Below are 13,497 nucleotides of genomic sequence, written 5' to 3'. Positions count from 1 at the left end.
CATCAATCGACCGCGCTGCCCGCGGCACGAGCACTCACTCGAAGACAAGGACTGCGTTCACCCACTCCGAATCGCCTCCCGCGCTCAGCCACTGGAGACGCTCGTCGCGGACCGCCACGGCCAGACTCGCACCCGCGAGGACGCGATCGCGCACGGCACCGAAGAAGGCGGATGAGTCCAGGTCCGGAATCGGGTGCGTGGCGGCCAGAACCGCTCGCGCTCCCGCAGCCAGGAAGGCACTGGGTAGACTTCCAGCGCGATGGAGCGCCGCGTTGGGCCGCCCCCCCTCACATGCCGCAAGCACGACGAGCGGCGCACCGGTAAGTTGGCTGGCCCGGATGCTGTCCTCGAACAGCGTGTCCCTCCCATCCGCACCAGGAGCGAGAAGCAGGTAGGCGAAGTTCGAATCAGGATCCACCTTCCCATGTGTCGCCAAATCAATCTCGGTGGCGGTCGAGATGGCCTCGAGTACCTGGGTCGGCGTTGCCGCCAGATCTCGGAGAAACCGAGCCTCGGCCCCAGGCGCAGTGCGCGGCAACCACTGCAAGGGCACTTCGTTTCGCTCCTCGCTGTAACGCACCTCGTTCACGACCAGGTGCGTGCCTGGACCTGCTGGAGGCGGAGGCGCTGCGGCGCGAGTGCGGTAGCGCCAGGCGATACCCGGCGGCAGGAGCCCTGAGCGTCCTTGCAAAGGAGGTCGTGCCAGGACGTCCACCAAGGTGCACGCCTGGAGCGCCGCCAACATCTCCGGTGGGACGGCCCCCTCCATACTCGCTGCCTCGAATCTGCTGCTTCGCAACGGCACGTATGCACTCAGGAGTTGCCCCTGAGCGCCGCGAGCAACCAGCAAGCTGCGCTCGGTGTCCGCTGTGAGCCCCAGCACGCACCTGGCGGGGGTCTCGAAGCCCAGTTCGGCACCAAACCGGGCCAGCGCAGCGATGAAGTCCCCGGTGTCGGCATCCGCGAAGATGAGGGAGGTGTAGCTATACGCGCGCGCATGTGCCGCTGAGACGTCATCCAGCGGAAGGGCCTCTGCTTGCCGAATGGCCTCGTCCAGGAGCATTCGCCCACGTGCCGGGTCAACCTCCACGAGAATGCGACCATGAAGGAACTTCGCATACGCACGCTGCCCAGGAGTGTTGCCTGGTTCCCGAGCCAACGCCTGCTCCACCATGAGGGCATCACGTGGCGAGCGGCGTGTTCGTGCGACGTCTACCAGCGCCGCGACTCCATGCTGTGTCAGGGGCAGACCTGTATCCATTGCCCGGTCCAGGGAAGCCCGCGCCTCATCCAGTTCGAGCGCCCAGATGGCAAGGTGCGCCAGGTTCTGGTGGATATTGCGAGTGCTCCACTTATCGCCCTCAGCCATCAACAGCGCTTCCCCGTAATAGGCGCGGCCTAGAGTCACGTCCGCAGCCTGGCGCGCGACATTCCCCAAGGCCTGGAGCATGACGCCTTCAAGGTCCCACTGGTTCGGCCTCGCCAAGGCCAGCCCATCACGTGCGTGCTGCGCGGCGGCGTTGACCCGAAAGAGCCAGCTCTTCACGTGCGACAGGTCGTTCTCGATGAAGATGCATCGGTAGACGAGCCGTTCCCGGCGGCAGATGTCGAGTGCCTGCTCCAACGGTGCAAGCGCCTCTTTGTAATGCTCCTGCTGACGTTCGAGCATCGCCTGTGCCTGAAGTCCCAAGACCCGAAACCAGGGGTCTTCATCGTGCTGGGTTCGGCGCACCAGCTCGCTTGCATAGGCAGGCAGGCGCTGCATGACATGCGCGAGCGCCCCCAGCGCCAGGTCTGTCTCGTCCGAGGTCAAGAAGCGCTGGAGCAAGGCATCCTGCTCACTCTCGGGGATACGGCCCGAGATGAGCCTTGCATACTGCTCCGCCAGGGGAGCACGACGAGAGAAGTCCCGTGCGGCGACCTGATGAACATAGTCAGCCAGAACGGTGCCACTACCCACGGACGCATCGAGCCGCTCTGCCAGAGGCAACAGCGCGAGCACGTCCGTCGAGGAGGTCCGTGCACGCACCGCATGGTAGAAGTCGCGACGCAGCAGCGGGACATCGACGAAGGTCAACGCCCTCGCGAGCTCTTGGGCGCCACGATTGATGAGGTCCGCGCCCGTCTGGTCCGCGGCCAGCCAGCGTTCCTTGCGGCGCAGTGTGCTCGACAGTCTGGCCCTTCGGTCACGCGCCTCACTGCGCCACCCCTCGTCGGTTTCTCGGTGCTCGAACTCCGTCAGGTCCTTCATCGCCGAAAGTGGAAGCCCCAGGTCACGATAAACGAGGCTGCGATTCCACAATGCCTGTACATGGCCAGGCTGCATGGCGAGCACCGTGTCGAAGAGGCGCAACGCCTCCCTGAGTTCTTCCGTCGCTCTCGCGGCATCCAGAGGCTTCGACGCGACGTAGTGGGCCACTCCGAGGTCGCAAAGCACATCCGCGGATTGCCACCGCAGGTCGCTCCTCATTCCTTCCAGGATCGCCTTAGCGCTGGAAGGCTCGGGGACGCCCGTTGCCAGATAAGCGACCGCGAGCTGATGAAGGTCTCCGCGTTTCTCCAACTCGCTCAGCAATGCGAGTGAGCGGTTCGGTCCAGAGCGTGCGGCCGCGCCGCCCATCATCACCTGAGGCGGCCGCCGGTACCGGTCCGCCGCCAGATATGTGACGCGCGCCTCCAGCGTCCGCTGAGGTTGCGCCCACAGTTCCGGCAACGCGCGAGGTGCCTGTGGCCGCAACGTTCCCAACAGAATGAAGGCAACGGCCACCATGGAAGCAAGCGCGAAACCGCCCGCCATCCAGCGGTTCCGAGGCAGCGCATGCCAGGGAATGTCCACCGGCCCATGTCGCTCGATATAGCCTCGTCCGAGTTGGTCAAGCTGCAAGAGTCGAGTCAGCTCGACCTGACACTTCTCACAATCCGCCAGATGCTGACCAAACGCCTGGGCCTCCATGGGTGGAAGATCCCCATCCGCGAAGGACTGGAGCTGGTCGCAGGGAGAGGAAGACATCAGTGGGTTCCCTCATCAACGTAAGGCTTGAGCAGTTCGCTGAGCCGCTGACGCGCGTCAAACAGTCGCTTGGCCACGGTGCCGGGAGAGACGCCTAGCTTCAAGGCAATCTCCTGGTTGCGCAGCCCCTGAGATCGAAGCAGGAAGGTAAGGCGCTGCTGCTGAGGGAGCTTTCCGATGGCCCAATCGAAACGCTCCTCGGTAATCCGTTCGTAGGTCGCGCCGCTCGCCCCTTGCTGTGCCAAGGTCCAGCGAGTAATCGTCGGATCGCCCTCTGCCTTCTTCCGACCCATGGCCCCTCGAATCAGGTCATAGAAGTGATGCGTCATGACCTTGATGAGCCAGCCTTCGGCTGGCCCGTCCTTGGGCTCGCTCGGCGCGGCTTCGTAATGCTCGATGAAGCGCAACAAGGTTTCCTGCACGAGGTCCTTGGGGTCAATCCCGACCGCGCCCCGGCAGAGCTTTTCGGCAGTGGGCATCAAACGCCCGTAGTACCTCTCATGCCACTCGTCGAAGTTGCTGGCCACGGTCTCCCCGGCGCTCGTCATGACAGCGTCCCTTGCTGCTCCCGAATAGGAAAACGCAGGTCATCTGGAATGTTACGTGGGACTCTGCGAATTTCCGGGGCCTTTAGCGGCGGCGGGCCGGTTGACCTTGAACGCCACCATTCCAGGGTACCTCCACGTATCCTTCCACCTTGCGAAAATTGAAGAGCTTGAGCGTCGCGTGTACTTTCGGGTTGTAGGCCCTTCCCAGTGCTGCCGCGAGGCTGGCGGGGCCCGTCATCGCAAGCCATATCTCCTTGATGAAGGGAAGCTCTTGGTGGATGCGATCAAGGTATCCGCGAAACTCAGCCACGGCACGGGCTGTGTCCTCGGGTCCTCTCACCACCGTAGGTGAAGGCCCACGTGCGGCCACAAGCCTGACCCATCCGGGCGGCGTCGCGCATCTCAACCATTCCTCCATATCTTCGGAACGAATGGCCGGCTGAACCTCCACCGTCATGACGACACGCCCACCCGCCTCAACACACGAGGCAAGATCTGGCCAGGCTTCCAGCCGGAAGAAGGGCTCCCCTTCAGGCAACGGGAGCTCGGAGTCATAGCCACATGACCAGACACCACTCTGGCCGCGCTGCTGCTGGTAGACGCGAACCTTGCGCCGTGCCAGGCCCCACCCGAGGTGGAACATGAGAGGAAGCGGCGCGCAGCCAAAGAGGTCCACGTGGGAGACACGCGCTCCCAGCGCAGAGACAAGCTTGTCGGCCTGGTCGATGGCGCTCTGCCACTCCCTTCGCTTCGACGGCAGGCCGTCCGCGACGCGACCGAGTGGCCGTAGCAACACGACATCCGGCTCAGGCCCCAAACGGCCTTCCAGGGCTTCCGCGATACTGGTGGTCGGCACGTCGAAGTTTACTTCGTAGGCCACGACTACCTCCCTCCGCACCGAGGCTGGAAGCCCATGCTCCTCGGAGAAGAGCCATCGCTGCCCTGGTGGGACTTTCTCCGGAGTCACGACGAAGAGCTGGAGAGAAGCCCAGTCGAGAGTACTGACACTCAGTGAGGCATGCGCCGCCTGGAATGATTTTCTCACCGAGGTTTTCTCGCGATAGAGCGACGAGTGAAACGCCCGGGTCACGCGAATCGAACCATCGATGGACAGCGGCATCTGTGAGGCAATGACTGCCGGAATGCCCATCTGGTGAAGGTCGTGTGCCACTCCGCCAAGCATTTTGCCCGCCTCACCGGGGTTCCCACCGTGACACGCGCTCAACACCACGGCCTGAATGTCGTCCCTGAATTCCCCCAGCACATCCACAAGCATGTTCCCATGGATGCGCAATTCCCTTCCGGGCCGATGGTGGTCGTCCCAGCAAAGGCCAAATGAGCCTCCAGGAACAGGGCCGCCGTGGCAGAGGAAATGAAGGACGCGATAGGGGCGGCGCTCAACCTTAGCTTGCCGCAATTTTTCCCGGAGAGAGTCCAGTGTGACATGCTCCAGGACGTCCTTCGCCCGATCGAACTCGGAGCATGCGTGCTGAATCTCGGCGAGGTGATTATCCTCGGATACTCCGTCCGCGGCGTCCGACCAGGCGAAGAGCAACCGCCCCGGTGCCCCTGATACACGCGCTGAAGAATCCGCCGTCTCCCATTCGAATGACAGAGGGCAGGGCTCAAGAGATGCAAGCCGCATGTTGTTCCTGAGCAGGGTCAGTGCCCATGGGAGACTGAACAACTCCAGTGCATTGAATCTCAAATGCAGCCCAATGGGCCAACCGCGGCTCTTCGCATCGAGGATTTCATCTTCATAGGCTGACCACCCCCCCAGCGCCTTCAAGACGTCTTCAAGGAAATTCCGCAACACCATCCCCATCTTCTTTTGGGCATTGGGGCTGGGCGTCGGGGTCAGGAACTCTGGTCTCAACTCTTCAACGAGGCCCCATTGGAAGGTCGCGGCGCCCGTCTTTCCATTCGCGTCCCTTGCGATGTACTGCCTTGGTTGACCGTCGAATGCGTATGGCGCGCTCACTGCGGCCGGACTCATCAACTCAAGGGTCAATTCGACTCCAGTTGGCCTTGTCATGGACACCTACCGAACCGGGAAGTCCGTTCCCAGGAGTTCTCGCCAGAGATCAAGTGCTTCGACCGTGTATCCCGAATACTCCAATTCCAGTGCTCGCTTGGACACACGCACGGCTTGCGTCAACCGCTGGTGCGCTTGAACGAGGCGTCCCTGAGGAATCCAACTGGTAATGGTTGGTCCAGAGCTTCCAGGGACAGGGCACTGATTCAGAATATTGGCGCACATATAATCAAACAACTGCGCCAGTCCCTCCGCGTAGCTCTTATCCCCTAGCGAGTGGGTCACTCCTCGGCAGGCCAAGACTTCTAGGAGAAATGAAGGCACCGGCTTGTCGTGGCGAAAATTCCAGCGCTTGATGGCCTTTATCCAAGGTTTCAGCTTCTTCTTCGCCACGTCATTCGCATCGTCGCACGCTTCCTGATGCTTGCGAGGATTACTGCGAATCCACTGACCGGCTCGCCTATCTGGAATCAGGTAGCCACCCTGTTCCCACGGGTCGTAGAGCGCAGGAACAACATCGAAGCCGATCTCGGTCCCAGTGAAGTTGATATTGACCGAGCGATTCTGGAGTCGCGTTTCCTTATCATGGAACTCCGCACGGAGCGCCCATTGCACGCGGGCTAGCGCATCCTCAGGTTCAGGTGGATTCCTTCCATCATCTGCAAGAACGAGGAAGAGATCGATATCGTGGAGTGGTCGAATCGCCGTGTTCCGACCATAGGACCCTGAAATAAAGGACTCGGTGGGCCGCAACTGTCGGCGCATTGCGTTGAAGACGTACTGCTCTTGTCGCGTTGCATCTCGTGCTTCTCCATCATGGAGACGCAGGGAGTTCATGAACGTCTCGAATGCCTGAGCAACCGTCAGCATGGGCAATATGGTCTCCTTCGCCCTAAAGAACGATGGAGTGCCTAGAAATTACGAAGTGGCCCCTACAGCGGCTTCGAGGGTGGGCTTGTCAGCCCCTACCTGTAGGGTCTCTACCCTTCATGACATCCGTCTTCGACCTCATCCTTCGCAGGCTGGAGCAAGGCCACCCCGAGCAACTGCTGTTGCTCCTCTTCGGCGGACAGACACCGGCCTTCGTCCGAATGGCTGACTCCAGCCTTCCGCAGTCCGAGCGGCGCGCGGATACCGTCATGGTCGTGGAAGCCGGTGGAGCGCGCTTCGCGGTGGACGTCGAAATTCAGGCACAGGCGGACCCGCACTTCGCGGCGCGGCTGCTGGACTACACGGTCCGCATCCACCACCGGGAGAAGCTACCCGTACTGCCCGTCGCCATCTACCTCGTGCCAGAAGCCGAGGGCGCACCACCGCCATACGGCTTTGAGTGTTCGGGGCTGCGCGTCCTCACCTTCGACTTCCAGGTGGTCCGCCTCTGGGAAGTGGACTACCTCCAGCCGGCCTTACGAGCGGCCACCGCCCTGCTTCCCCTCTCTGTCCTGGAATCACGCGCGGGGCCCGAACGAATCGCCTGGGCCGAGTCCCGGATCCGTCAGGCACCGAGCCTTTCGACGGAGGAACGCCTAGACTTGCTCGTGGTACTCGGCACGCTGGCATCCCGCCGGTTCGGGCAGGACAGGCTCAGTCAGCACTTGAGGAACATCATGATTGATTCACCGTTCTGGGAAGAGCAGCGCGCGAAAGAGAGAGCCCGCGCGTGGAGCCAGGTGCTGCGGGCCTTCGTGGAAGCCCGTGGCCTTCCCCACCCTGCCGACGTCAGTGAGCGCCTGGAGCAACTGGACGCGTCCTCCCTGGAAGCCCTCGTGACCAAGGCCGTGACCGACCCAGACACCGCAGCCACCGAGCTGCGCGCCGTCCTCACGGCGCCGAAGCACTGACCGAGCGCCCCTACTCCTTCACCGCGCCCGCCGTAAGCCCGGACACGATCCGCCGCTGGAACAGCACCGTCAGCGCCACCAGGGGCAGCGTGGCCACCACGGAGGCCGCGGCAATCTCCCCCCAGGGCTCACGGTACTCGCTGGCGAACAGGCTGATGGCCACGGGCACGGTGCGCTTCTCCGGGGTGGAGAGGAACGTCAGCGCATACAGGAACTCATTCCACGCGAAGATGAAGACAAGAATCGCCGTCGTCGCCAGCCCCGGCGCGGCCAGGGGCAGCAGCACCTGCCGGAAGGCCTGGAACGGCGTACAGCCATCCACGCGCGCCGCGCGGTAGAGCTCGTCGGGCAGCGCGCGGAAGAACGACGTCAGCACCCACAGCGTCAGCGGCAAAGCGAACGTCGCATACGGCAAGGCCAGTCCCACCAGGCTGTCTCGCAGCCCCACCGTGCGCAGAATCAGATACAGCGGACTCACCGTGGCAATCGGCGGGAACATGCTCACCGCCAGCGCCGCGCTCAGCAGCACCCCCTTGCCACGAAACTCCAGCTTCGCCAGGGCGAACGCCGCCGCCGCCCCCACCGTGAGACAGAAGCCCGTGGTCAGCGCCGCCACCACCAGCGAGTTCAACACCACGCGCAGGAAGGGCCGTCCCCACAGGACGCTCGCGTAGTTCTCCAGCGTCAGGTGCGAGGGCCACGGCCGGGTCAGCTCGCCATCCGGCCACAGGCTCGTCAGCACCTGCCAGCAGAAGGGCCCCAGGAAGAAGGTCAGGAACGCCACCACCGCCAGCGCTGTGCCCAGCCCCGGCCGCTTCATCGCGCCGCCTCCTCGCGCCCCAAGAGCCGCAGCCACACCGCCGCCAGCAACACCACGCACAGGAAGGTCGCCACCGACAGCGTGCTCCCGTACCCGAAGTCCCCCGAACGCATCAGCGTCTTGTACGCGTAGATGCTCAGCGTCTCCGTCGTGTTCGCCGGCCCGCCCTCCGTCAGCACGTAGATGGCGTCGAACACCCGGAACGCATCCAACGAACGGAACAGCAACGCCAACAGCAGCGCCGGCTTGAGCAACGGCAGCGTTATCGAGACAAAGGTCCGCCACGGCGAGGCCCCGTCCACCCGCGCCGCCTTGTACAGGTCCTCGGAGATGCCCTGCAGGCCCGCGAGCACCAACAGCGCCACGAAGGGCGTCGTCTTCCACACGTCCACCAGGATGGCTGCGTGCAACGCATACCCGGGTGCCCCCAACCAGTTGATGTCCTGCCCGGGCAACAGCCGGTTGATGACGCCGTACTCGGGGTTGAACATCCACGCCCACAGCCGAGCGCTCACCACGGTGGGAATCGCCCACGGCACCAGCACCGACGCGCGCAGCAGTCCCCTTCCAGGGAACGACTTCTGGAGCAGCAACGCCAGCGGCACCGCGAGCAACAACTCCACCGTCACCGCCACGGCCGTGAAGTACGCCGTGTTTCCCAGCGCCGCCCAGAAGCGCGAGTCCCCCAGCAGGTACGCGTAGTTCTCCAGCCCCGTGAAGCGCCGCTCGCCAAAGACGAGGATGAAGCGGTGCAGGCTCAGCCACACCGCGGCGAGGATGGGGTACAGCGCCACGCCCCCCAGCACCAACACCGCCGGCGCCACCAGCAGGTACGCCTGCCTCCGCTCCCGCGCCAGCGAGCCCCTTGGATTCATCGCCGAGCCTCCCACGGCGGAGCCGCCCCCACCCGCGAGCCGCACGCATTCAAGGCGCCACCACCCGCCGTCATCGTGCCAGCGCGCCGCTCCCCTCCTCCGCTGAAACGGTGCGTGCTCACGGCCCCTCCCCCGTCAGATGGTCCACCTGCCGCTGCGCCCGCTTCAGCGCGGCCTCGGGCGTGCGCAGCCCGGCCACGGCGGCGGAGAACTCGCTCTGGAGCACATCCGAAATCAGGTTGTAGTACGGCGTCACCGGCCGCGGCTTCGCGCGCTCCACCATGGGCAGCAGCCCGGCGATGAAGGGCGCCTCCTCGCGCAGCCGCGCATCCTGGTACACGGCGGGCCGCGGCGGGTTGCGCGCGTAGTTCAGCGCCAGCACCCGGTTGGCCTCCGGGGATGTGAGGTGCGCAATCAGCCGCGCCGCCAGCTTCCGCCGCTCCGGCGACACATGGGCATTCACAGCCAGTTGCCACCCGCCCAGCGCCCCCGAACCCGGCTCGCCGCTCACCGTCGGCAACGGGGCGATGCCCACCTTGCCGCGAATGGGCGAGTCCGGCTTCTGCGCCTCGTTCCACGCATACGGCCAGTTGCGCATGAACACCGCGCGCCCTTCCTGGAATACCCGGCGCGACTCCTCCTCCGAGAAGCCCGTCACCGTCGCGGGCGACACGCCGCGCTCCACCAGCCCTCGCAGATACGCGAGCGCCTCGCGCGCGGGCGCGTCATCCAGCAGCACCCGCCCATCCTCCGACAGCGCCCGGCCGCCGTGCCCCCACAGCGCCTCGTACACATTGCAGGACAGGCCTTCGTACTGCCGCCCCTGCCACACGTAGCCCTGGAGCCCGGGCGTCTTCGCCATCGCCTCGCGCGCGAAGCGCTCCAGCTCCGCGTAGGTGCGCGGCGCGCGCGGCACCAGGTCCGTGCGGTAGTAGAGCAGCCCCACGTCCAGGTACCAGGGCACCGCGTACGTGCGCCCCTCCACCACCACGGCCTCCACGGGGCCGGGGAAGAAGTCCTCGCGCAGCCGCTCGGGCGGGAACTCCGCGGACAGGTCTGCAATCCACCCAGCGCGCGCGAACTCGGGCACCCAGACGACGTCCACCACCAGCACGTCGAAATCCCTCGCCCCACCCTCCAGCGACGTGAGGAAGAACTGGTGCGCCAGGTCGGACGCGTTGGGCAGCGCCTCCGTGACGAGCTCCACCCCCGGATTCTCCCGCTCGAAGCGCGCCAGCAGCTCGCGGAACGGCTCCGGCGGCCCCCACAGCGGCTGATACTTGAAGACCAGCCGCGTGCGGCCCCCGGCCTCGCCCGCCGCGTCCTGCCGCCGGCAGCCCCAGACGCCCAGGCCCACGACGAGGCTCAGCGCGAGCACGATGGAGGAGACGCGTCTCATGCGCGGCCATGACTCCAGCCACCCCCGCCCCCGTCAAGCCCGGGAATCCGGGGTCGGTCCGCACGTCAACATCCCGGAAGTCTTGCGCACTGAATGAAAACAAACCTTCCAGACATCCATGCGCGTCCCGCAAAAACAATCACGCCCGATGAGTCATCATGAACCAAGGGAGAGCCACGATTCGCTTGGACGCTGTCTCAGCGGTATTCTCATCCAGGCAGGAACAACTGGGAGGGGGAAGCGATGAAACAGCAGCCTCGGGATTGGCAGTGCGGAGCCCACCGGGCCCACTTCGAGGAGCCGGACACCCTGGTCGCGGAGTTCAACGGCCTCATCACCCTGGAAGAGGTGAAGGAGGTGGTGACGCTCTACCAGCAGACGGCCACCGACCACGGTCAGTACTACCTCATCGCGGACATCGGCCGCTCGCAGCTCGAAGCAGCCGGCCGCCGGTACATGTCGGAGAAGGCCAGCTCCGACTGGTACCACGCCATCCTCTACGTCGGCGCCGACATCGTCATGCAGACCTTCGTCAAGGCCATTGCCCTGGCGCTGCTCTTCACCGGCAAGTCGACCTTCGAGACGGTGTTCGTGAAGACGCAGGACGAAGCCCGCGCCTGGGTGGCCCAGCACCGGCTCCGGCTCAAGAGCAAAGCAGGATAGCAGGTCGGGAATTCCACGCCCAAATTGACAGGCATGCATCTCGCGCTATTCCCTGGTGAGCGTTATGCTCACCAGGGTTTCTGGAGGGAGTGACATGCAGCAACTGGAATGGACATTCGGTTCCCACTCGGTGCGCTATGAGGCGCCCGACGTCGTGCAGGCGACCTTCGTCGGCCCCATCGACCTGGATGAAATCAAGCGCGCGGTCGACGTGTACGGGGAGATTGCCCAGCAATACGGGCCCTACTACCTGATCGCCGACATCGGCCGCTCCCAACTGGGCGCGGAGCCCCGGCGCTACCTGTCGGAGAACGGCAAGGCGGACTGGTTCAAGGGCACCGTGTACGTCGGCGCGGACGTGGTGCAGCAGACCTTCGGCAAGGTCATCGCGCTGGGCATGCTCTTCACCGGCAAGGCGCGCTTCGAGACGACCTTCGTGAAGGACCACGACGAGGCGCGCGCCTGGGTGGCGCAGCACCGCCAGAAGAACAAGAAGAAGCTGGGCTGAGCCTCCGCCCGATTCCCCCCTCACGCCCTGGAGTCCTGACCACCACCATCCGGTGGGCACGCTCCAGGTGCGCCCTCAGTCCGCCCGAATGGCACGCGCTGAGTGAACTTTTGCACACTGTCAGGCCCTTGCCGCATTTTTACTGGAATCAAACGTCAGCACTGAAAACCAGTGAAGATGAAAAAGTGTGCCCTTGCTGGCAATAAAGCCAGAATTCGTTGTATAGGCGGATTAGGGGAGCCCCACCCTGCCCGGTCGTTCCTCGCCGGCTCCCCACACCCCTGACCCACCGCCTGTAGGGGCCTGGCCCCTCCATTGCCATTCACCCGTTGCAGACGAACCGCGTGCCGGGGGGCCGCGCTCGTCTGGCGAGCCACGCCATGCCTGTGTCCGTGCAAAAGCAGGAAGAGACCGGAGTCCCAGCCCACGCGTCCGCGGGCCGTTGTCCCCACCTGGGTGCCCAGTACAACCCGTTCACGGGCCCCCACGCGGAGGACCCGCACGCCTTCTTCGAGAAGCTGCGCAAGGACGAGCCCGTCAGCTTCAGCCCCATGCTGAACATGTGGCTGGTCAGCCGCTACGAGGACATCTCCCAGGTGCTGAAGAGCCCGGCGCAGTACTCCAACCGGGACATGCTGGCGAGCGGCACCCACCTCACGGACGAGGCCAAGGCCATCCTGGACCAGGGCTTCCCCACCGCGCACGTGCTGCTGGGCATGGACCCCCCCGAGCACACCCGCCTGCGCCGCTTGATGAACCGGGGCTTCACCGCGCAGCGCATCGCCGGCATGGGCCCCTTCATCCGGGAGATGGCCACCACCCTGGTGGACCGCTTCGCCCAGGACGGTGAGGCGGACCTGGTGAAGCAGCTCGCCTGGCCGCTCCCCGTCCACGTCATCCTCGGCGTCATGGGCGTACCGCAAGAGGACGTCTGGAAGATCAAGCGCTGGAGCTCCGACTGGCAGCAGCTCGTCTTCGAGTACGTGGCCCCCGAGCTCCAAGTGGAGATGGCGAAGGGCGTCATCGAGTTCCAGCAGTACTGCATCCGCCTCATCGAGGACCGGAAGAAGAACCCGCAGGAGGACCTCACCAGCTACCTGGTGGCCGTGGAGAGCGACGGCGAGGCCCTGACGATGCACGAGCTGGTCATGGCCGTGGGCGCGTCCATGCTGTCGGCCGGCCATGAGTCCACCACCGCGCTGATGGCCAACGCCTGGAAGCTGGCCCTGCAGCATGGCCTGTGGCAGCGGCTGCGCGACAACCGCGACCTGGTGCCGAAGTTCCTCGAGGAGTCCAGCCGCTACGACTCCGTCTCCCACGCCATGATTCGCACCGCGAAGGAGGACGTGGAGCTGGGCGGGGTGAAGATTCCCCAGGGCTCGCGCCTGCTGCTCCTCTTCGCCGCCGGCAGCCGGGACGAATCCCTCTGCCCCCATTCCAGCAAGCTGGACGTGGACCGGGAGAAGGTGCCGCAGCACCTCACCTACGGCCGCGGCACCCACTTCTGCCTGGGCGCGCCCCTGGCCCGGCTCCAGTTCGAAATCACGACGAACATCCTCCTGGACCGGCTGCCGGACCCGAAGCTCGTCCCCGGCCAGGACTTCGGCACCTGGCAGAGCCTGGTGCTGCGGCAGATGAAGCACCTGAAAGTGGAGTGGACCCCCACCTGAGCCCACCCACCCGGGAGTGAACGAGGGCCTGGCGACCGACACCGGTCTCCAGGCCCTTGTCATGTCCGGAGACCCGCTGTTTCCAGCGCCAAGCGGATGATTTCCCACAAAGAAGGGTAGAAACCCAC

At 64.8% G+C, this 13,497-nt stretch carries 11 protein-coding genes; 4 read left to right on the top strand and 7 right to left on the bottom strand.

Features of this window, described 5'->3' with window-relative positions; all coding sequences use genetic code 11:
* Positions 1 to 34: 34 nt before the first annotated feature.
* The 4 genes from FMQ63_RS08780 to FMQ63_RS08760 all read right to left on the bottom strand — a co-directional run bounded on the left by FMQ63_RS08780 (position 35) and on the right by FMQ63_RS08760 (position 6,463).
* The gene (locus FMQ63_RS08780) at positions 35 to 3,010 is read right to left on the bottom strand and encodes a CHAT domain-containing protein (RefSeq protein WP_011557207.1); all 2,976 of its coding nucleotides are present in this window, start codon (positions 3,008 to 3,010) and stop codon (positions 35 to 37) included.
* Entirely contained in the window at positions 3,010 to 3,537 is a 528-nt protein-coding gene (locus FMQ63_RS08775) for an RNA polymerase sigma factor (protein ID WP_225909644.1), read from the bottom strand. Before FMQ63_RS08775 ends, FMQ63_RS08780 begins: the two co-directional genes overlap by 1 nt.
* A 103-nt stretch (positions 3,538 to 3,640) precedes the next feature.
* The gene (locus tag FMQ63_RS37825) at positions 3,641 to 5,539 is read right to left on the bottom strand and encodes an SAVED domain-containing protein (protein WP_225909645.1); all 1,899 of its coding nucleotides are present in this window, start codon (positions 5,537 to 5,539) and stop codon (positions 3,641 to 3,643) included.
* A gap of 60 nt (positions 5,540 to 5,599) precedes the next feature.
* The gene (locus FMQ63_RS08760) at positions 5,600 to 6,463 is read right to left on the bottom strand and encodes a nucleotidyltransferase (protein WP_141276593.1); all 864 of its coding nucleotides are present in this window, start codon (positions 6,461 to 6,463) and stop codon (positions 5,600 to 5,602) included.
* Between the two features lie 119 nt (positions 6,464 to 6,582).
* On the opposite strand from FMQ63_RS08760, the gene FMQ63_RS08755 reads away from it, so the two are divergent.
* Positions 6,583 to 7,434, top strand: a complete 852-nt coding sequence (locus FMQ63_RS08755; RefSeq protein WP_225909646.1) for a hypothetical protein — start codon at positions 6,583 to 6,585, stop codon at positions 7,432 to 7,434.
* Positions 7,435 to 7,444: 10 nt separating this feature from the next.
* On the opposite strand, the gene FMQ63_RS08750 is transcribed toward FMQ63_RS08755, so the two are convergent.
* The 3 genes from FMQ63_RS08750 to FMQ63_RS08740 form a co-directional block, all read right to left on the bottom strand.
* On the bottom strand, positions 7,445 to 8,254 hold the full coding sequence (locus tag FMQ63_RS08750; RefSeq protein ID WP_011557212.1) for a carbohydrate ABC transporter permease: 810 nt from the start codon (positions 8,252 to 8,254) through the stop codon (positions 7,445 to 7,447).
* A complete protein-coding gene (locus tag FMQ63_RS08745) occupies positions 8,251 to 9,129 on the bottom strand; it encodes a carbohydrate ABC transporter permease (RefSeq protein WP_011557213.1) in 879 nt (292 codons plus the stop codon). The genes FMQ63_RS08750 and FMQ63_RS08745 overlap by 4 nt, the downstream gene beginning before the upstream one ends.
* Before the next feature lie 118 nt (positions 9,130 to 9,247).
* On the bottom strand, positions 9,248 to 10,528 hold the full coding sequence (locus FMQ63_RS08740; protein WP_011557214.1) for an ABC transporter substrate-binding protein: 1,281 nt from the start codon (positions 10,526 to 10,528) through the stop codon (positions 9,248 to 9,250).
* Between the two features lie 243 nt (positions 10,529 to 10,771).
* On the opposite strand from FMQ63_RS08740, the gene FMQ63_RS08735 reads away from it, so the two are divergent.
* The 3 genes from FMQ63_RS08735 (at position 10,772) to FMQ63_RS08725 (ending at position 13,369) form a co-directional block, all read left to right on the top strand.
* A complete protein-coding gene (locus tag FMQ63_RS08735) occupies positions 10,772 to 11,191 on the top strand; it encodes an STAS/SEC14 domain-containing protein (RefSeq protein ID WP_011557215.1) in 420 nt (139 codons plus the stop codon).
* Positions 11,192 to 11,285: 94 nt separating this feature from the next.
* The gene (locus tag FMQ63_RS08730) at positions 11,286 to 11,699 is read left to right on the top strand and encodes an STAS/SEC14 domain-containing protein (RefSeq protein ID WP_044277323.1); all 414 of its coding nucleotides are present in this window, start codon (positions 11,286 to 11,288) and stop codon (positions 11,697 to 11,699) included.
* 392 nt (positions 11,700 to 12,091) lie between these two features.
* Positions 12,092 to 13,369, top strand: coding sequence for a cytochrome P450 (locus FMQ63_RS08725; protein WP_228556389.1), 1,278 nt, complete (start codon positions 12,092 to 12,094; stop codon positions 13,367 to 13,369).
* The last annotated feature ends 128 nt before the right edge of the window (positions 13,370 to 13,497 follow it).

The organism is Myxococcus sp. CA005 (genome assembly GCF_006518205.1).
Taxonomy (GTDB): domain Bacteria; phylum Myxococcota; class Myxococcia; order Myxococcales; family Myxococcaceae; genus Myxococcus; species Myxococcus xanthus.
The sequence above is the reverse complement of the archived record's forward strand: the minus strand, read 5'-3'. Positions and strand labels throughout refer to the sequence as shown.